At 62.2% G+C, this 18485-nt stretch carries 19 protein-coding genes and 2 pseudogenes; 13 read left to right on the top strand and 8 right to left on the bottom strand.

The annotated features are described in order from the left end of the window. Positions 1-234 precede the first annotated feature (234 nt). On the top strand, positions 235-438 hold the full coding sequence (locus CN97_RS00935) for a transcriptional regulator domain-containing protein (RefSeq protein ID WP_035705800.1): 204 nt from the start codon (positions 235-237) through the stop codon (positions 436-438). Between the two features lie 55 nt (positions 439-493). Then, positions 494-1018, top strand: a complete 525-nt coding sequence (locus CN97_RS00930; RefSeq protein ID WP_242685157.1) for a DUF2285 domain-containing protein — start codon at positions 494-496, stop codon at positions 1016-1018. On the opposite strand, the gene CN97_RS00925 is transcribed toward CN97_RS00930, so the two are convergent. Then, positions 1004-1318 carry a DNA -binding domain-containing protein gene (locus tag CN97_RS00925; protein WP_035705795.1) on the bottom strand — a complete coding sequence of 105 codons (315 nt, stop codon included), beginning with the start codon at positions 1316-1318 and terminating at the stop codon, positions 1004-1006. The two genes, CN97_RS00930 and CN97_RS00925, sit on opposite strands and share 15 nt — an antisense overlap. Positions 1319-1793: 475 nt before the next feature. Here CN97_RS00925 and CN97_RS21170 point away from each other — a divergent pair. The 7 genes and pseudogenes from CN97_RS21170 (at position 1794) to CN97_RS00895 (ending at position 7993) form a co-directional block, all read left to right on the top strand. Then, a pseudogene (locus CN97_RS21170) lies at positions 1794-2065 on the top strand (helix-turn-helix transcriptional regulator). Continuing rightward, positions 2066-3199 carry a replication initiator protein A gene (locus CN97_RS00920; protein WP_035705793.1) on the top strand — a complete coding sequence of 378 codons (1134 nt, stop codon included), beginning with the start codon at positions 2066-2068 and terminating at the stop codon, positions 3197-3199. After that, complete coding sequence (locus CN97_RS00915; RefSeq protein WP_035705790.1) at positions 3196-3714, top strand: DUF2840 domain-containing protein; 519 nt, start codon at positions 3196-3198, stop codon at positions 3712-3714. The genes CN97_RS00920 and CN97_RS00915 overlap by 4 nt, the downstream gene beginning before the upstream one ends. Continuing rightward, entirely contained in the window at positions 3711-4241 is a 531-nt protein-coding gene (locus tag CN97_RS00910; protein ID WP_035705787.1) for a S26 family signal peptidase, read from the top strand. The genes CN97_RS00915 and CN97_RS00910 overlap by 4 nt, the downstream gene beginning before the upstream one ends. A gap of 68 nt (positions 4242-4309) precedes the next feature. Next, positions 4310-4645, top strand: a complete 336-nt coding sequence (locus tag CN97_RS00905; protein ID WP_035705785.1) for a DUF736 domain-containing protein — start codon at positions 4310-4312, stop codon at positions 4643-4645. 212 nt (positions 4646-4857) lie between these two features. Beyond that, positions 4858-5595, top strand: a complete 738-nt coding sequence (locus CN97_RS00900; protein WP_035706847.1) for a lytic transglycosylase domain-containing protein — start codon at positions 4858-4860, stop codon at positions 5593-5595. 892 nt (positions 5596-6487) lie between these two features. Further along, the gene (locus CN97_RS00895; protein ID WP_407059725.1) at positions 6488-7993 is read left to right on the top strand and encodes a DUF3363 domain-containing protein; all 1506 of its coding nucleotides are present in this window, start codon (positions 6488-6490) and stop codon (positions 7991-7993) included. A 160-nt stretch (positions 7994-8153) separates the two neighbouring features. On the opposite strand, the gene CN97_RS00890 is transcribed toward CN97_RS00895, so the two are convergent. The 4 genes and pseudogenes from CN97_RS00890 to CN97_RS00875 all read right to left on the bottom strand — a co-directional run bounded on the left by CN97_RS00890 (position 8154) and on the right by CN97_RS00875 (position 11464). Then, positions 8154-8828 carry a substrate binding domain-containing protein gene (locus CN97_RS00890; RefSeq protein ID WP_242685155.1) on the bottom strand — a complete coding sequence of 225 codons (675 nt, stop codon included), beginning with the start codon at positions 8826-8828 and terminating at the stop codon, positions 8154-8156. Positions 8829-8962: 134 nt separating this feature from the next. Further along, positions 8963-9664, bottom strand: a pseudogene (locus CN97_RS00885) (aminoglycoside phosphotransferase family protein); the annotation flags it as partial. Beyond that, positions 9664-10467: an APH(3'') family aminoglycoside O-phosphotransferase gene (locus CN97_RS00880; RefSeq protein WP_035705780.1), complete on the bottom strand. Its 804-nt coding sequence runs from the start codon at positions 10465-10467 to the stop codon at positions 9664-9666. The pseudogene CN97_RS00885 and the gene CN97_RS00880, both read right to left, overlap by 1 nt. A gap of 127 nt (positions 10468-10594) precedes the next feature. Further along, positions 10595-11464: an NAD(P)-dependent oxidoreductase gene (locus CN97_RS00875; protein WP_035705777.1), complete on the bottom strand. Its 870-nt coding sequence runs from the start codon at positions 11462-11464 to the stop codon at positions 10595-10597. A gap of 70 nt (positions 11465-11534) precedes the next feature. Between CN97_RS00875 and CN97_RS00870 the strand changes: the two genes are divergently transcribed. Beyond that, positions 11535-12119 carry a TetR/AcrR family transcriptional regulator gene (locus CN97_RS00870; RefSeq protein WP_035705774.1) on the top strand — a complete coding sequence of 195 codons (585 nt, stop codon included), beginning with the start codon at positions 11535-11537 and terminating at the stop codon, positions 12117-12119. Between the two features lie 308 nt (positions 12120-12427). Beyond that, positions 12428-12688, top strand: a complete 261-nt coding sequence (locus tag CN97_RS21415; protein WP_084683929.1) for a helix-turn-helix domain-containing protein — start codon at positions 12428-12430, stop codon at positions 12686-12688. Between the two features lie 324 nt (positions 12689-13012). On the opposite strand, the gene guaA is transcribed toward CN97_RS21415, so the two are convergent. Next, complete coding sequence (gene guaA, locus CN97_RS00865; protein WP_035705771.1) at positions 13013-14578, bottom strand: glutamine-hydrolyzing GMP synthase; 1566 nt, start codon at positions 14576-14578, stop codon at positions 13013-13015. Between the two features lie 50 nt (positions 14579-14628). Beyond that, on the bottom strand, positions 14629-14946 hold the full coding sequence (locus tag CN97_RS00860; protein WP_035705768.1) for a DUF6477 family protein: 318 nt from the start codon (positions 14944-14946) through the stop codon (positions 14629-14631). A 209-nt stretch (positions 14947-15155) separates the two neighbouring features. Here CN97_RS00860 and CN97_RS00855 point away from each other — a divergent pair, with 209 nt between their 5' ends. Together CN97_RS00855 and lipA are read left to right on the top strand one after the other, a co-directional pair. Beyond that, positions 15156-16274, top strand: coding sequence for a DUF6456 domain-containing protein (locus tag CN97_RS00855; RefSeq protein WP_035705766.1), 1119 nt, complete (start codon positions 15156-15158; stop codon positions 16272-16274). Positions 16275-16362: 88 nt separating this feature from the next. After that, a complete protein-coding gene (gene lipA / locus CN97_RS00850) occupies positions 16363-17313 on the top strand; it encodes a lipoyl synthase (RefSeq protein WP_035705763.1) in 951 nt (316 codons plus the stop codon). Positions 17314-17566: 253 nt separating this feature from the next. Here lipA and CN97_RS00845 read toward each other — a convergent pair whose 3' ends face one another. Beyond that, entirely contained in the window at positions 17567-18463 is an 897-nt protein-coding gene (locus CN97_RS00845; protein ID WP_035706836.1) for a cytochrome c, read from the bottom strand. Between the last annotated feature and the right edge of the window lie 22 nt (positions 18464-18485).

The raw sequence follows: 18485 nt of genomic DNA, 5'->3' as shown, positions 1-18485 counted from the left end.
GCAGCGCGCGAAAACCGGATCGGCGACGCGGCAATGCCCGGAACATGGCGCGCTCGCGGAGCTATGCCCGGCCCGCAGAATCACGCAAGCATTGTTAAGAAGAGATTAATCAGAATACTGATCGCGTTATGCGCTCCATTTATCTGGATAGCGCGGCTACAATTATTACGACGCGTCTTGAACACTCTTTGTCCGGGCGTTGCTTCGCGCAAGCCTGAATAGAGAGGTAAGGCCATGCTGAGCATCGACTGGCGTTCTCCGGCGGCCTATCAGTTTGCCAAGAGCATCCCCGCTGCCGGTTTCGCTTGGGAATATCTTCGCCGACACGACGATTATCGGCGCGAGTTTCAAATCTTAACCGGATTGCGTGAGCCGGACCCGGGGCGCCTGGAAGCCTTCGTGCAGCGTTGGGGGTTGCGATTTTCCGACCGATCCTGAAACGGCATCCGATCAACAGTCTCTATTCTGGATCCCGAGCCTTCAGCCGAAAGCCGTGTTGCTCTCTCCAGTGCAGCATTCGCATGACGACGCGGAGCCGGTTGTAACGCTAGCGCATCTTGAGGGCCTCGATTTGCGTCAGGCGTCCGATGGCTGGCATGGCATCTGGCAACTCGATGGCGTTGCTCATCAGTTCTGGCTTCCGCAGGCCGTGCCCGACGCTGCCGCCTTCTACGCAGCGTGCCTGCCAATGGATTCTTTTCTGGAACTACGCGCTCATGCGGCTCGTCGCCTTTGGCGCGCCATCAATGGCCGCCCCCCTGGTTCCGATTTCCGGGCGATGCCAGCGCAACTTCGACAGTGGCATATCCTGTCCCTGCGTGCGCTGGATGCGCGGCTGCGTGGCGAGAGTTATCAGGCCATTGCCGAAGTGCTGCTCGGATTTAAGGGGACGAAAGAGGATTGGGAGATCGGGCCGCAAAAGAACAAGGCCCGCCGGCTTGTCGCTCACGGCATCAAAATGACGCGTGGAGGCTATCGGTTTCTGCTTCGCTATCCGATCAAATCACCTCGTAGATGACGTTCCGCGGTCCTGCGCGGCGCGCGCAACAGCCTGCTCCAGAATCCGCCGATAGCCTGCTTTCGACAGCCATTGCGCACGAGCTAGAGGGGTTTCCCAGCAATGCCGGCTACGCGCCTCCTCGACGACTGGATCACGGTGCAGGACGATCCGCGCCACCTCTCGCCAGTCTGCACCGTCACGGTCCGCATCCAGTAGCCGCAAATAGGTAACGTAGTGCTGTTCGTCGTAGGAGGTGACGATGTTGCCACTCGGCGCTACGTCATCCACCTCGAGATCGAGTTCGACCGGATTGCGCATTGGCAACAGTCCCCATCGTAAAGAAGGTTTCGTCTGTGGTGCGCCCCCGCAAACATCCTCTCTGACTCTTGGTGATCGGGGAGTTCGAAACCGTCACGAAACGGCCCCGTGGCCTTTAGTTCGGGTGAACCTGTTGCATACGCCACAGGCTCCCCGACCATAAGGTCAAGGAGTGTGGTGCTGTAACGGCCAGCACCAACCGTTCGTGAGGGGTTTCGACGCCCCGAAGCAGTGCGTTTCTGCTCCAGTGGTAATCACAGCCGAACCGTGCGGGAATGTCTTTGACGAATCCATTCTGTGGGCAATGACCCGCTGAAATAACTCAGCGTATTAAGATCGCAGCACATCCCCTCGGGGTGCCGCGAGCGCATAAGTCCAAATGCGTCACGCTACCAGTCGCCGATCCCTCGCCATGGTTCGCTGTAGCCCGCCGCCACGACGGCAGCGGCATCCATCGACGAAACAGAGGTGATCTATGGCCATCCACCCCAACGCGGATATGCCGCCGCGCCTGTTGCGCACGCAGGAAGCCGCGCGCTTCCTCGGCATATCCAGCCGCACCCTTGAGAAACATCGCACCTACGGCACCGGCCGACCTATCGCAAGGTCGGCGGTCGCGTCCTCTACACGGTGCGCGATCTCGAAGCCTGGACCGAAATCGGCTCCCGCAAATCCACTCGCGATCCAAACGCCGGCACGGTCTTTCCGGCCCGCCCGCTGACGCCGCAAGAGCGGGGCGAGTGCTGAATGCTGCGCGACGACAATCATAGACCCGCCGACACGTATCGCCGCAGCTCCAACGAGCGCAGCCGCCTGGACCCCTTCGTTGTCGCGACCGGCAACGCCGCGCCCCGCGACCAGCGCGATCTCATGGAACGCCCGTTCTTCTCGCTCGCCAAGGCCAAGCGCACCGCGCCCATCCTCTACGAATCCGCCGGCGTCCGCGTCGAGGTGTTCGCCGGGGCCGATTGCGGCATGGCAACCATCTGGGACGCCGACGTTCTGATATGGGCGGCCTCGCAGATCGTCGCGGCCGAGAACAACGGCCTGCGCACCTCGCGCCTCTTCCGCTTCACGCCCTATCAACTCCTCATGGCGATCGACCGCGCGACCGGCGCGCGGGAATATCGCCTGCTCAAGAACGCGCTCATCCGCCTGCAATCGACGTCGATCCGCACGACGATCCGGCAGGGCGAGCATTGGCGGCGGCATCAATTCTCTTGGATCAACGAATGGGAGGAGCTGACCACCCGCGACGGCCGTGTCGAGGGCATGGAATTCGTCCTGCCCGACTGGTTCTATCGCGGCGTCACCGGCCTCTCGCTCGTGCTGGCGATCGACCCGGACTACTTCCGCCTGACCGGCGGCATCGAACGCTGGCTTTATCGCGTCGCCCGTAAACATGCCGGACATCAGCCGCACGGCTGGCTGTTCGAGGTCGCGCATCTTCACCAGAAATCCGGCTCCATGGCGCGGATTTCGGATTTCGCGCTCGACCTGCGCCGCATCGCCGCGAAGCAATCGCTGCTCGGCTACCGCCTCGAAATCTACCGCGAAGGCCGCCGCGAGCTGCTGCAAATCCGGCCGCTCGATCCGTCCAAAGTGCCTGTGGACAAGTCTGTGGAAACACTCGTGACTTCGGGCGCAAAGGGTATCGGGACTTCGGGCACAGCACTATCGGGATTTCGGGCGCACGGACCCCAGTTAAGCCTTTGGCACAAAACGGGGAATCCGGCTGCCAACTTAGAGTCTAACAGAGAATCTAACTCTTCTTCTTTGACGCACCCGCGCGCGAGGCGTGGTGCCGGTGCCGCCCCATCCATCGCCGACGTGCTGCGCGACATGCTCGCCGAGGACGACCGCCATGGAGACCGGTCATGAGCGGCAGACCTTCGCACCGCGCACATGGCCGTCCGCTGCCGGACGGGCCAGCGCCGTTCACCACCCTGGTCGAGTTGACCTTCGAGAAACGCAGGGTCGAGCACCGGATACGCTTCGGCCGCAAAGCCTACGAACAAATCCTCGACCGTCGCCGCAGCGTTGTCGGCTTCGCGCCCGAAAGCATCTTCGCGTTCGTCCGCTGGGCGGCCGGCGAGCATGGCACAATCGTCTCGCGCATCGACATCGTGCGCGCCATCGGCCGCGGAGATCCCTTCCAGACGCTGCCCTTCGTTCGCCCCGGCGGCGAGATTCTGTTGCGGCTCGATGGCTGGCCGAAGGTCCAGCGCGCGCTTGCCGCGATCGACGCGGTGGAAGCGCTCGGCCTCGATGCGACCGACGCTTCGCCCGATCACTGGCGGCAAGTCCATAACCGGCTCAGCGCCGGGCAGGAGCCGACCGCCTACACGCCCGAGCGCCATGCCGCATGGATCGGCCGCCGGAGGATCGATCCATGAGCCGCCGCCACATCCTAGCGGTGACGCTGCTCGCCGTAACCAGCGTCGCCGACATGCCATTGAGGTTCCTTTGGAACGTCACCGCCAGCGCGCCAGTCGGCCTCTACACCGTCGAACCGGCTGACCGGCTCACCGTGCCCGAGCTGGTCGCGGTCATGCCGCCCGAACCGCTCGCCGGATTCATGGTGGCGCGTGGCTATGTCGGGCGCGGCGTGCCGCTGCTGAAGCGCGTCGTCGGTCTTCCCGGCCAGCGGGTTTGCCGCACCGGTCGCACCGTCACCGTCGATGGCGTGGCGATGGGCGATGCGCTCGACCGTGACCGGATCGGCCGCGAACTGCCCGTCTGGCGCGGATGCCGCGTCGTCGCGCGGGACGAGCTCTTCCTCATGAACAGCGGCGTCCGCGACAGCCTGGACGGCCGCTATTTCGGTCCCATCCCCGCGAGCGCCGTCGTCGGCCGCGCGCTGCCGCTCTGGACCGGCGAGGACGGTGATGGCCGCTTCGTCTGGCTCGCACCGACCCGCTGACCGCTTCCCGATCGGCGGGAGCGGTGCCCGCCGACGGATTCCCCAACGCCACCGCACGGAGACTAGAAATGCCTCAGATCGGTCAATTCCATCGCGACGCTTCCGGCTTTGCCTGCGAACTTGTCACGCTCACCCTCAAGCGGGAACTCGTCATCTTTCCCGCAGCGCATTCCGACGCCGAGAATGCGCCGGACTACCGCGTCCACATCATCGCGGATGACGGCCCGGAGGTCGGCGCGGCGTGGAAACGCACCGGCGAGAAGGCCGGTGAGTATCTGTCCGTGCTGCTCGAAGATCCCGCCTTGCGGCACCCGATCCGCGCGAACCTGTTCCGCGACGACGATGCCGGATCGTCATGGTCGCTGCACTGGACGCGCCCGAAACCGCGCGAAGAGCGGGATTGAAGCCATGCGCTATCCCGTCACCCGCGCGCTCAAAGCCTTTATTCCTTTGTTCGCGAAAAGGCCGTCTCATTCCTCCGTCCCGCTCGACCGCAGGACGGCCGGCGCGCGCAGCGAAGGTCAAGGGCGGCCATCGGCCGGCGCTTCGCACGCACCCTTGACCGCAGCGAGCACGCTGGCGTCGTGGCGTGGGCAGGTCCGCCCGGCGCTATGCCGTGGTGCTGTCTCTGGCACTGCTGGCTTTCACGTCGGACCCCGCCGTCACGGTCGCGCAATCCTCCGTCATGGCGCAATCCGTCAGCGATCCCCATGGCGCGCATATCACCGAGGCGTCGCAGCGCTTCGGCATTCCCGCGCACTGGATTCATGCCGTGCTGCGCGCGGAGAGCGCGGGCGACGTGCGCGCGATCTCGCCGGCCGGCGCGCAGGGCTTGATGCAGGTCATGCCGGACACCTGGGCGGGCCTGCGCGTGCGCTACCGGCTCGGCCGCGATCCCTACGATCCGCGCGACAACATCCTCGCGGGCACCGCCTATCTGCGCGAGATGTGGCACCGCTACGGCAATGTCGCCGCGATGCTCGCCGCCTATAATGCCGGTCCCGGCCGTGATGACGATCATCGCGAAAAGGGGCGTCCGCTGCCCGCCGAGACCCGCGCCTATGTCGCTGCGCTCCTGCCGCTGCTTGGCCAGGCCGCGCCGTCCGATGCTCCGGAGAAACGCGCCGAGACGCCGCCCGATTGGCGTGGGGCCCCGCTGTTCATTCTGCGCGCGGGCGACATCCGAACCGCGGCGGAAACGCCATCCGGCGCACGTTCGAGCGTGTCCGGCGCGCAGTCTGGCGAGCGATCGAGCGACGGTCGCGCTGCCGTTCCGGTGCGCGACCCCGTCGATGCGGAGCCGCAGCGCGGCAGCATGTTCGTCGCCCGCCCGAACGACGGGGAACGGCGATGAGCATCGCGTCCCCGCGTTCTCGCGTGCTTGATCCGGCGGTGTGCAGTCAGGTCGGGATCGCCTGGCTGCATGTCTGGATGGAAAGGCAGGAAGGGAAGAAAGGGCGGAGGGCAGGATAAAGGAAACCGGCACTCAGTTGGCGCGGCCTTGGGGCAAGCCCTTGTTTGCACTGTTCTGGGGCGGCGCTTGTGGCACCTCGGGTTTGGACGCAGCGTGCCGCGACGTGGTGCAAAGCCTTGGCCTTGCTGGGTTTTGAACGGCACCATGGCCCGAATTCGGCGGTTTTCCGTGGTTTTTCCCCGGAGGCGCTGGCTTGAGCGACGACGAGGAATTCCGCTTCCGCCCGAGGCCGGGCCGTGTGCGCGCCGATGCCCCCAAGCTCGGCAAGGCCAAGAGCTTCTTGACCCAGGCGAAGAAGATCGCGCGCCAGCATAGCAACAGCCCGTCACGGAGCTTCTCATCATCACCATTATCGTCGTCGCCATCGTCGCAGCGGTCCCGATCGCAGGGCAGCGGCAAGGGCGCGAAGGCATCGCGGGCGAGCGGCGGGCCGGGCCTGAAACGGGGACGCGGCGCGGCCTTCGTGCGCGCCCGCACCCTGTCGGGCGGCTGGCGTCACAGCGTGCCCGGCGTGCGCCGCGTCGTCGTCAAAGCCCGCTACGTCCAAGGCGCGGGCAAGAACGGCAAATCCGCCGCGTATCTGCGCTATATCCAGCGTGACGGCACCTCGCGCGAGGGCGAGCACGGCCAGCTCTATTCGGCCGGCGAGGATCGCGCCGACGGCGCTGCCTTCGTCGAGCGCGGCGCCGACGACCACCATCAGTTCCGCTTCATCGTCTCGCCCGAAGACGGAGCCGATCTCTCCGACCTCACGATCTTTACGCGCGACCTCATGGCCCAGGTCGAAACCGATCTCGGCACCCGGCTCGATTGGGTCGCGGTCAACCATCACAACACCGGCCATCCCCATGTCCATGTCATCGTGCGCGGCAAGGACGAGCTGGGCGAGAACCTTGTCATCAACGGCGACTATCTCGCCAACGGCATCCGCGAGCGAGCAAGCGAGCTGACCACGCTGGAGCTTGGTCCCGTCACCGAGATCGAGCAGAGCCGCAAGCTCACCGCCGAGATCGGCCAGGACCGCTTCACCCGCATTGACCGCGCCATGGCGAGCGAAGCCGAGAACCGCTTCCTCGACTTGCGGGGCGACCCTGCCGATCCGGGCCGCCAGCGCGACCGGACCTTGCGCCTGCGCCGTCTCGCCAAGCTGGAGAAGATGGGCCTAGCCACCGAGCACGCGCCGGGCGTCTGGGAATTGAGCGAGCGGATGGAACCGGCGCTGCGCGAGCTGGGCGAGCGTGGCGACATCATCCGCAGTATGCACAAGGCGCTGAAGGCCGATGGGATGGACCGAGATCCGACGACGTTCCAGCTTCACGACGCCGTGCCCGAAGTCCCGGTCATCGGCCGCGTCGTCGACAAATATCTGACCGACGAGCTGGGCGAGAACCTGACCGTCGTGGTCGATGGCATTGACGGGCGCAATCATCATCTGCCCGGCATCGACCCGGCCCGCATCGAGGGCGCGCGGATCGGCAGCGTCGTCGAGATCGGCCCGGCCGATACCGCAAGCCGGCCATCGGATCGGACCATCGCCACCATCGCCGAGGGCGGCGTCTATCGGCCGAACCGCCATCTCGAACAGGCGAAGTTCGAGGGCCGCGTTCCTGGAGGCGACTATGATGGCTATGTCGACGCGCATGTGCGCCGGCTTGAGGCGCTGCGCCGCGCCGGCATCGTCGAGCGGATCGACGCCGACCAATGGCGCATCCCCGACGATTTGGTGACCCGCGCCGCGGCCTATGACGCGGGCCGCAACAAGCAGGCCAATATCCGCATCCTCTCGGCCGCCCGGCTCGAACAGCAGATCGGCGCGGACGGCGCGACCTGGCTCGACCGCCGCCTCATGTCGGCGGAAACCTCCGACCTTGCACCGACAGGCTTCGGGCAACAGGTCCGCGAGGCGATCGACCGCCGCCGCGAACATCATATCGACCATGGAGACGCGACGCCCGGCCCGAACGGCGGGACGCTCTACCGGCGCAATCTCCTCGCCACGCTGCGCGCCCGCGAGATCGAGCGGATCGGCGGCGACATGGCCGCGACCAAGAACCTGCCGTTCCGCGCCGCCACCGACGGTGAGACCGTCAGCGGCAAGTTCAGCGGGACCATCCAGCTATCGAGCGGCAAGTTTGCCGTGGTGGAGCAGAGCCACGAGTTCACCCTTGTTCCGTGGCGACCGGTCATAGACCGACAGCTCGGCCGCGAGATTACGGGTGTTGTGCAGGGCAGTTCGGTGTCGTGGAATTTGGGAAGGCAGCGAGGGCTTGGGCTTTAGAGATTACGATCATCGACGGCGGCGCGGCCATGGGGCAGTTTCATGCTCATCTCCGTCAAGTCGCTCTAGAGCGGTCCGTGTAGCACGCCTCGCTATGGTGCGACATATGCGGGATGCATGTCTAGCGGGTGCGCTAGATAGGCCATCGAATGCCTTGGCATTACAGATCACCGAGCCTGAGACGTTTCGCTAGAAGATCAAAAAATACCCGAACCTTGGCGGGTGGTAGTCTGCTTTCTTGCCAAAGTGCGTGGATCGGTACTGGCCTCGGTTCATACTCTTTCAGGACGATCTCCACTCGTCCGGCATCCACAAGGTGCCGAATCTGCCAAAGCGGCGAGTAGCCCAGTCCAAGCCCGGCGCTTACGGCCGAGTAGACCGCTGTCATTGCGTTGGATCGAAACGCGCCGTGGACGCTAACCATGCGTCTCTTTCCCTCAACCTGGAAGGCCCATTTGCCGGGTTGGCTGTCGACGGTTCTGACGATGCAAGCGTGATCGTGCAAGTCCATTGGATGCGTTGGCCGACCATGCCGTGCGAAGTATGACGGTGCACCAAACACCACGCGCCGTAGTGCGCCCAGCTTTTTTCCCTGCAAGCTGGAATCTGGCAGATCGGCGATGCGCACCGCCACATCCAGCCCTTCGCCTGAGAGGTCGCCGAAGGTATCAGTCAACTGGAGATCGACCTCGATCTGCGGGTAGTTCTCCATATACTCCGCGATGATCGGAACAAGGAAGTCAGGCCCGAACAGCATTGGCGCCCCCACCCGCAAAATGCCCGATGGCTCCGTCCGGCGATTGGCTACATCAAGCTGCGCCTCTTTAATTTCCATCACCGCCGGCTTCACTCGCCGATAGAATGCCTGCCCGGCGCCGCTTAGCACGGAACGCCGCGTAGTTCGGTGGACAAGCTGAACCCCCAACTCCTCCTCAGGGGATGCAAGGGAGCGGCTCACTGCTTGCAGAGAACGATCAACACGACGCGGAGCGCATCCGCCATCAGCGCAATGCGTTCAGAATCGAGGCAGAGATCGTCCCTTTCAACCGGATCGTAGAACATGTTGGCAGCGCCAAAGCCCGCTTCCCCGACCAGTCCGACCGGATCTATCACGAGCCACCCTCGGCCGGAGAGCATGATGTTTTCGTGGTGCAGATCACCGTGTAACCCGCGGAGCTCTAAAGCACTGCTCATCAGTTGATCAGCAACGATTGCTCCTTCGAGATAGTCATTTCGATAGCCTTCAGATTGTTCGTCGCGTGCCTTTTGAAACAAGGCCTCGAAGCGATTCCTGATCGGGAGAAGCGCCGACGGCAGAGGTTCGGGCGATACATCATACAATTTCGCCATGAGCTCGGCCGCAATTTGCGTCGCCTGGTTGTCGCCTTCTTCCTCAGCGACGTGGGACAGCATTCGCTCTCCCGCATATTCGAGAAGCATCAAGTCATTCTCTCGACCGAGCAGGCGAACCGCACCTCTACCATTGCGCCACGCCAGATAGTTCGCCCCCCGCAGCTCGTCAGCAATATCCTCTATTGGCTTTAATGCCTTGATGATTGCGGGAGTTCCACCCGGCAATAAGACTTTCCAGACACAACTTGAAAAGGTGTCCGCAATGAGAACTGGTTGTGCAACATCCCAATCATCTGGAAATTCAGGTGGCATGAGCATCACCCCCAGGTAAGCGGATCCAGGCGCAAATAGAATGCGAGGCGTTCACGATCAGGAGCATCGATCCCCAAGCGTGCGAAAAGGATATCGAAAGCGCACTTTGCTTCATCTGAAGAGGCCCAGATCTCTTCGGCGTTGGAGATCATCAACGTCAAATCTGCATAAAGGTCCGCTTTTCCAAGCCGACCAACATCAATCAGACCAGTGCATTGCAGACTTTTGGTGCTTACCATGAAGTTCGGCATGCAGGGATCACCGTGGCAAACCGTCAATTCGCGACTTTCCTGCTCGAGTCGCACCGCTAACTCGCGTTCGATCCGGGCTAGAAGCTCAGGCTGCGGCGTAAGCTTGTCCTCGTCTGGCAAGAAGTCGGGGTTAACGGCATTGCGGGAAACGACATCAACAGCGCGTGCGAACATTTCTGACAACCTGCGCTCAAACGGGCATTCCTCTGCCGACAGGCTGTGAACAGCATTGAGTTGATCAACCATCGACGGCCATGCCTCGAGCAAGTCGGATCCTGAAAGATCTGCTGCCGGCACTCCGGGGATGGCCGTCATCACCAGGCACGCTCCTTCCTGTTCTTCCCGCCAACTGATGACTTCAGGACACGCCACACCTCGGCTGCATAGCCAGATGAGGCGGTCGCGCTCCTCGGCAAGTTCTTTCCGGAGGGCGGTAGGCGCGATTTTTGCGTATGCCTGCTCATCGGCACGTCGGAAAACAGTATTGCCGGATTCTCCACCTCTGGCTGGCAACCAGTTGGAGTGCAATCCGTCAAGGAGGATAAAATTCAGATTCAATAGAGAATCCTCTCACATGATTGTAAATTTCTGAGTTTCCCCTTAGTCAGGGAAAACACAAGAAACGAATCTTTCGAATGCCGATCTTTCACAAATCCGCATCTGGAAGAGATATACTGCCGCTGGCTCATCGCGTGCGAATGACTTTGAAGATTGCGCAGTGCTCCTCTGCGCCGTACCCTGCCTCTGCAGCGTTCTTAAATAGGCTGGCCGCAAATTCCGGAAACGCGGCGCTGATATTCAAATCACTCGCTATTTCTACAAGTCGGGATATGTCCACACCAACCGACTTGATAGTGCTTTGGGGATCAGAAAATCTGTTACCGGTAATAGCTTGCCCCATGTGGCGCACATCACCTGCAAACATGGGTGACAGGCCAGCGATAGCTTCGCCAAACTCAGCGACATCCATTCCCTCCGCTGCGTACATTGCCGCACCATGGCTGAAACCAATCCAGTGCGCGGCGAAATAGGAAAGCGCCGCATTGAAGAGAATCTTTGCGCGGCCTGTGTCAGTTCCGACGTAAGAGAGGTTTGGAGCCAGCAGTTTCAGAATCGGTTCAGCCGAGTTTAGAACGCTTTCCCGTCCGGCAATAACTATCGAAGCCTCAGGTCCGCCGATCTGATCAGGCCAAGCAGAAATTGCACCGTCAAGATACATTCCTCCACGGCACTCCACCCATTGTTCGAGATGACGCGCTTGCTTCGGCGTGCCCGACGTGAGTTGGATGAGGGTCTTTCCCTGAAGCAAATCAGTTACGCGTGCCTCATCAAGGAGGATCGATGTTGCAGCGTAATCTGACAGGCAGACGATGAGCGTGCTGCTGCTGGCAATTGCAGCAGCTGGCGTTTCAGCCTTCAAGGCACCGATGCGCTCCAGAGCTTCCGCCTTCCCCTGGCTTCGATTCCAAACCGTGACGCTTTTGCCGGAAGTCACGAGCGCCTTGGCGAGCGCACTGCCCATACGTCCCAGCCCGATCACGGCTACGTCACTCATCACTTCCTCCTTGACTAGAGTATTACATGTTGTAACTTACATAGTGTAAGTTTATGCGTAAGAGGGAAATGTGAAGCTTAAGAAAGACATTCGTCGTGAACAGATGCTCGATGCCGCGATGGAAATCGTCCGCGATCAGGGCGCGGATGAACTCACGCTTGGGACCTTGGCCGCAAAAGCGGGGGTCAGTCGCCCGATCGCTTACGAACATTTTTCTAGCAGGGCCGGGCTTTTGGTGGCGCTCTTCAAGCGGCTTGAGGAAAACTATATCCACTGGCTCCGCTCTGCTCTTCATGAAGCGCCAATGGAGCTCGCCGCCGTAGCTGATGTCATCAGCCAAGCGTATTTCGAGTGCCTTGCCCAGTTTGGTCCGGAAGCTCTCGCCATCTCCGCCGCCCTGAAAGGGACAGAGGAGATGGCCGCGCAGCAGCGGCTCATGCTCAACGTATACGTCGAGCTGATGTGTGACGCTCTTCGGCCGTTCTCCGACCTGGAAGATGAGCACTTCCGCCCTGTGTGCGTCGGTCTTTTAGGCGCAGCCGAGGCCCTTGCCTCCGAGACACAGGCCGGGGCGATATCCCAGCAGACCTCCACATTCGTATTATCATCACTGATCGCAAAAGCTGTGGTTGATCGGCCCGGCAAGGCCCGGTGACGTGACTCTCGCAAAAGCAGGGGAAAGAACGATGAACTTTGACAAGGAGCCCTGGTGGGCAAGCAGGGTCAACCCTTGCAGCCGGCGACCAAGCTTATCCCTCAGGCATCGTCCATGCGTTGAGCGAGAACCACATCGCTAAATCACAACCTATCCCACTCGCGTTTTCAAACGCTGGACTCTCTTCGGTTTGAGCCGACGCTCAAAAGCGCTGTATTCTTTGCGGGTCTTTCAAAAGCCGAAGACGTCATCAAAAAAGAACAACCTTCACACAAGAGACCTCTCAACTACTGAGAGGCCGGATTCCTATGTCCGCTTTGATCCAGGCTCTGAGGGTCGCAGAGTATCTCAACTTTCGGCATGCAGCAGACGCGCTTGGCGTGAGCCAATCCAGTGTTAGCGCACGCGTGATGTCACTGGAAAACGATCTCGGCGTTCAAGGTCTCGCGTCGACCGTGCATTACGGTAGTCATAGCGAAACACGATGGTGCCCGACGGGTTTACGACGACATAAATACCGTCACGGCCAGAGATTTTGTATAATTTATTCTTTTGTTTCAGTGTCTTGAGTGCCGCATCGGAAAGTATGGGACCCTCCTGAATCGTTCAAAAAACGCCAGAGAGCTTCTAAAAAATACCGTCAGGCCCAAATCGACTAATCCTGACGGCGAATTATCCTTTATTATCAATGTAATAAGGTCAAAAACAGTCACAAGCTCTCTAAACCATGACGGTATATGCAAATCCGCGATGTCACAAGATGTCCCATACCGTCAGCTTCGCCGTCGATCGCGAGGCTTGCCCAGCGATTGACAGCGAAGAGAAATTTATCTTTTTCCAGTGTGTTATAGAGAGAAATCGGCAGTTATCGTCGGCGTCTGGGTAGGAGCGAATTATTCCCACTCGATCGTGCCCGGAGGCTTCGAGGTGATATCGTATGTCACGCGGTTGATGCCGCGCACTTCGTTGATGATGCGCGTGGCCGTCTCCCCAAGGAAGGCATGGCTGAACGGATAATAATCCGCCGTCATCCCGTCCACGCTGGTCACGGCACGAAGCGCGCAGGCATAGTCGTAAGTGCGGCCATCGCCCATCACACCCACGGTGCGGACCGGGAGAATGGCAACGAAGGCCTGCCAGATTTCATCATAAAGGCCGTGCTTGCGGATCTGGTCGATATAAACCGCATCCGCTTCCCGCAGGATGGCGAGCTTCTCGCGCGTGATCTCTCCGGGGCAGCGGATGGCAAGGCCGGGGCCGGGGAAGGGATGGCGGCCGATGAACTTCTCCGGGAGGCCAAGTTCGCGGCCAAGCGCCCGGACCTCGTCCTTGAAGAGTTCGCGCAGCGGCTCGACGAGCTTGAGGCCCATCTTCTCCGGCAGACCGCCGACGTTGTGGTGCGATTTGATGGTGACCGAGGGCCCGCCCGAGAAGGACACCGATTCGATCACGTCCGGATAGAGCGTCCCCTGCGCGAGGAACTTGGCCCCACCCACGTCATTCGCGTGCTTCTGGAACACGTCGATGAAGAGCCTGCCGATCGTCTTCCGTTTCACTTCCGGGTCGGAGACGCCTTCCAGAGCGCCGAGGAACAGGTCCGATTCGTCCGCATGGATCAGCGGGATGTTATAGGTGTCGCGGAACATGGCCACGACTTCCTCCGCCTCTCCCTTCCGCAGCAGTCCGTGGTCGACAAAGACGCAGGTCAGCTGGTCGCCGATCGCTTCGTGGATCAACACGGCGGCGACGGAACTGTCCACCCCGCCGGAAAGGCCGCAGATGACCTTTTCGTCGCCGACCTGTTCACGGATCTTGCGGATCGCCTCCTCGCGGTAGGCACCCATCGTCCAGTCGCCGGTAAAGCCGGCGAGGCGAACGAAGTTCTCCAGCAGGCGCTTGCCGTTCGGGGTGTGGTGCACTTCCGGGTGGAACTGCACGGCGTAGAACTGCCGCTCCGCATCCCCGACGATGGCATAAGGCGCATTGGGCGAGGTGCCGATCACGGTGAAGCCGGGCGCCAGCCGGGTGACCCGGTCGCCGTGGCTCATCCAGACTTCCTCCCGACCGCCGTCGAACAGGCCGGAGAAGATGCCCTCCTTGCGATGGCCCTCGGCGGGCTCCACATAGGCGCGGCCGAATTCGCGATGATGGCCGCTTTCCACCTTGCCGCCCAGCTGTTCCATCATCGTCTGCTGGCCGTAGCAGATGCCGAGCACGGGAATACCCATGTCGAAAAGGGTCTGCGGCGCGCGGGGGCTGCCCGCTTCCGTCACGCTGGCCGGTCCCCCCGAGAGGATGACAGCCTGCGGCGCCATCTCGCGCAGGGTTTCGTCAGTCACCTTGTTGAAGGGCAGGATTTCGCTGAGGACATTCAACTCGCGAAGGCGGCGCGCAATGAGCTGCGTCACCTGGCTGCCGAAATCGATGATGAGAAGGCGTTGGTGCTCGGGCTGGGTCATGGTTCCCTCTAGGCATCCCTGCGTTTCCGCGCAAGGGGGACTGCCGCCACTTAGGCATTCAAGGCAGTGTGCTCAAGCCCCGATGCGGGCGCCGGGGGTATCAGGCGTGCCTCAGAGATAAGCGCGATCAGCACATCGATATGCCGGGCGAGACTGTAACCCGCTTCCTCGTTGCGGCGGCTGGTGTCGAGCCGTTCCTCCTCCTCCATCAAGGTCGCGAGCGCATGCTCGGGAGAGGGCGCGACCGCTTGCCGGGTCACACGCGGCAGGTCTCGGTTCCGGCGATAGTCGGAGAGACCGAAATGCGCGGCGCGAATCAGCAGGCGGGGGCGGCGGATCGCGGCGAGGTAGGCCATGGAATCACACATTCTTGCTCTCCTTCACAAAGCAGGAGGCCAAGAATAATCAACCATTGCGTGTGTTGCGCTTTCCGCCGATCCGGCGCGCGCTGCTTTCAGGGAGGTTTAGGAATTCCCGACAATTATGGGAATTCGCGCAGTTATTAACGGACAGGTAATAAATGTCACCGAAGTCTGAACCTCTAACAAAAGCGGATCTGAGGGACTGCGGCGGCATCATGAGAGCGGCAAGAACGGCGGTATCTCCGGCATCCTCGAAACTGCCGGACTGGCTGCCGGATGCGGCGCGTCTCTATCTGCTGCATACGGAGGCGGGGCTGTCGCTCCGCGCCCTGGCCCGAGACAGGGGGGTGCATGCCTCTACCGTGATGAGGCTGGTCAGGCGCTATGAGAATCGCCGTGACGATCCCCTGATCGACGGCGCGCTTGCCGAGCTCGGCCGCCGCAGCACTGCATCGACTCCTGAAACCGAGAGCGAGGATCCCGCCATGACCGCACCGACTCCGCCAGCCTGCTTCGTTCCAGACGAGGCGCTCATCCAGCGGGAGGCGCTGCGTATCCTGCGCCGCCTGTGCGAGACTGGCTCGGTGCTCGTCGTCTCCGGCGGGATGGAGCGCGCCGTGGTGCTCAGGTCCGCTCCCGGCGGCGAGCAGGAGCGTACGGCGGTTGTCGAACGTCAGGTCGCGGAGGCCTTTGCTCTGAAGAGCTGGATCGCCTGTCGCCCGCGGGACTCCTCCGAAACCGGCGCACGGCTCTCCGTCTATGAGATCACTCAGGGGGGTCGGGCTGCACTGAAAGCCATGCTTCGCGGCGTCCCGGAGGCGCAGGGCTTTGGTGAGGCGCCGGCGGTTTTCCGTTGGCCAGAGAGGCTGGAAGATCCGGAGACCACGCGAAGGACACGCTGTAACATCGCGGAATCACCGGTAATTGTTCTGGGCCGCCGGCGTGACAAGAATGGCAGGCCATTTCTGTCGCGCGAATTGATCGCCGCGGCGGAGCGGCTGCGGGAAGATTTTGAACTGGCACAGATGGGGCCGCGTGTCGCGCAGAACTGGGACCGCTTCCTGACCGGGGGGGGACGGAGCCCCGGTTTCGCTGGCGATGCCGATAGCGGCCCGGCGCGGGCGCGGGAGCGGGTCGCCGTGGCGTTGCGCGACCTTGGCCCTGGGCTGGGGGACATGGTCCTGCGGTGCTGTTGCTATCTGGAAGGGCTGGAGACCGCAGAGCAGCGGATGGGCTGGTCGGCGCGCTCGGGCAAGATCGTCCTGAGGATCGCCTTGCAGCGGCTGAAGCGGCATTACGATGAAACCGGGCGCAACTCCGTTCTGGTCGGATGAGCAATGCAGGTCGGGAATGCAGGCAGTGCCGTTGCTTATCTGCGTCCGTCGGTCTATCTGAGAGAACCAGCATCCCGAGGGGTTTTCCGTGCGCGATCTTAAAATTCCCGCAGAGCGCCATCCCGAAAAGGCCAATCGCCCTGACAGCGAGCAGCCGCGCAAACCATCCTGGATCCGGGTGAAGGCGCCCACATCCGAAGGCTACCGCAAGACGCGTGAGATCATGCGGGAGAACCGCCTCGTCACCGTGTGCGAGGAGGCGGGTTGCCCCAATGTCGGCGAGTGCTGGAGTCAGGGTCACGCGACCATGATGATCATGGGCGAGATCTGCACCCGTGGGTGCACTTTCTGCAACGTGGCGACCGGGCGGCCCGACGCGCTCGACGTCTTCGAGCCGGGGCGCGTGGCGCATGCGGTGCAGAAGCTCGGGCTGAAGCACGTGGTTATCACCTCCGTCGACCGTGACGATCTGGAGGATGGCGGGGCGGATCACTTCGCCCAGACCATCCGCGCCGTCCGGCATCGCAGCCCGGAGACGACCATCGAAATCCTGACGCCCGACTTTCTGAAATGTGCACCCTCCGTGCTGGAGAAAGTGGTCGAGGCGCGGCCCGATGTGTTCAACCACAATCTGGAAACCGTGCCGGGCCTTTACCACGAAGTCCGCCCCGGCGCGCGTTACTTCCATTCTCTGCGCCTGCTGCAACGGGTGAAGGAACTGGACCCGACGATGTTCACCAAATCGGGCATCATGGTGGGTCTGGGAGAAGAGCGCCCGCAGGTGCTTCAGGTGATGGACGACATGCGATCCGCCGATATCGACTTCCTGACGATCGGCCAGTATCTGCAACCCACGCCGAAACATCACCGCGTTGCGGATTTCGTCACACCCGATCAGTTCAAGGCTTATGAGAAAGCGGCCTGGGGCAAGGGTTTCCTGATGGTGTCGGCCACGCCGCTGACGCGCTCCTCCTACCATGCGGGGGACGATTTCGCACGGCTCCGCGCCGCACGGTTGGAGAAGCTGGGCAGAGCCTGAGGGCCAAGCCCTGGGAGCATTGGCCTAGGGGGTGTTCCGGGATAGGCGATGGAGCCCGGGGAGAGGGATGTTCTCCCTGCGGCTGCTGAATGAATGGTCCCCGAGGCCAAGGCAAGTCAGGTTACAGGAAGCCCTGAGCCTTTGAGGCAGGTGGCAACTGACGCCACCATCGCCTGAACAGCCGCTGAAATCACTCAGAAGATGACTTCGGCGTCCTGCGCAAGCGGGGATGGTGTCGGGTTCACCCGACCGCTCATTCGATGGGAGGCACCTTCTTCAGATAGGCTGCGATCGCCAGCCGGTCGGAAGCGGGCAGCCGGGCCATCTCCTCCACTACCTGCGCCATCTCGCCCCCCGCGATGTCGAAATCCGGTGTGAAGCCGCTTTCCAGGTAGTCGGCGATTTCTTCCACACTCCAGGTAAGCTTGGCCGGCGTGATGTTCGGGATGCGCCGGTTGGGGTTCGCCGGATCCGGGCCGCCCGACAGCCAGGCGCCGCGCTGCATCTGGCCCATGTCTCCGCGGGGCGTATGACACTCGCCGCAATGTCCGAGTGCCTCCACCAGATAACGGCCCCGTTCCTCTGCCGCAGTGAGCGAGCCTGTAACGACCCAGTCCCGATCGAAGAACAGTACCTTCCAGCCGCCGATCAACCAGCGCTGGGAAAAGGGGAAGTCGATGTCATGCGGCAGGTTGGGCGCGGAAGAGGGTGGCAACGTCAGCATATAGGCATGAAGATCGGCCACATCCTGCGGGCGCATGTGGACGTAGCTGGTATAGGGCAGCGCGGGATAGAGGTTTTCTCGACCCGGCCCGATTCCCCGCTGAATTGCATTGGCGAAGTCCGTCAGGCTCCAGCCGCCGATGCCCTGTTGCGGATCGGGCGAGATGTTCGGCGCGTGGAAGGTGCCGAAGGGGGATACGAAGGCCCGGCCGCCCGAAAGGATCAGTTTGTCGTCACCCGTAGCGCCCTCCGCGGCATGACAGGAAGCGCAGCCCGCGGCGTGAAACACCAACTCCCCCGCAACCGGATCGCCAGTGATTGCAACGAGCGGAGCCTCCTCCACCGGCGCAGGCCGGGTAATGACCCAGAATGCCGCGCCTCCCGCCAGAGCCGTGACGACGACAAGGGGCAGAATCCGCCGGGCCATGAAATTCCCCATGCTGGCTAGG

The organism is Haematobacter massiliensis, assembly GCF_000740795.1.
In the GTDB taxonomy this organism is placed as follows: Bacteria; Pseudomonadota; Alphaproteobacteria; order Rhodobacterales; family Rhodobacteraceae; genus Haematobacter; species Haematobacter massiliensis.
The sequence above is the reverse complement of the archived record's forward strand: the minus strand, read 5'-3'. Positions and strand labels throughout refer to the sequence as shown.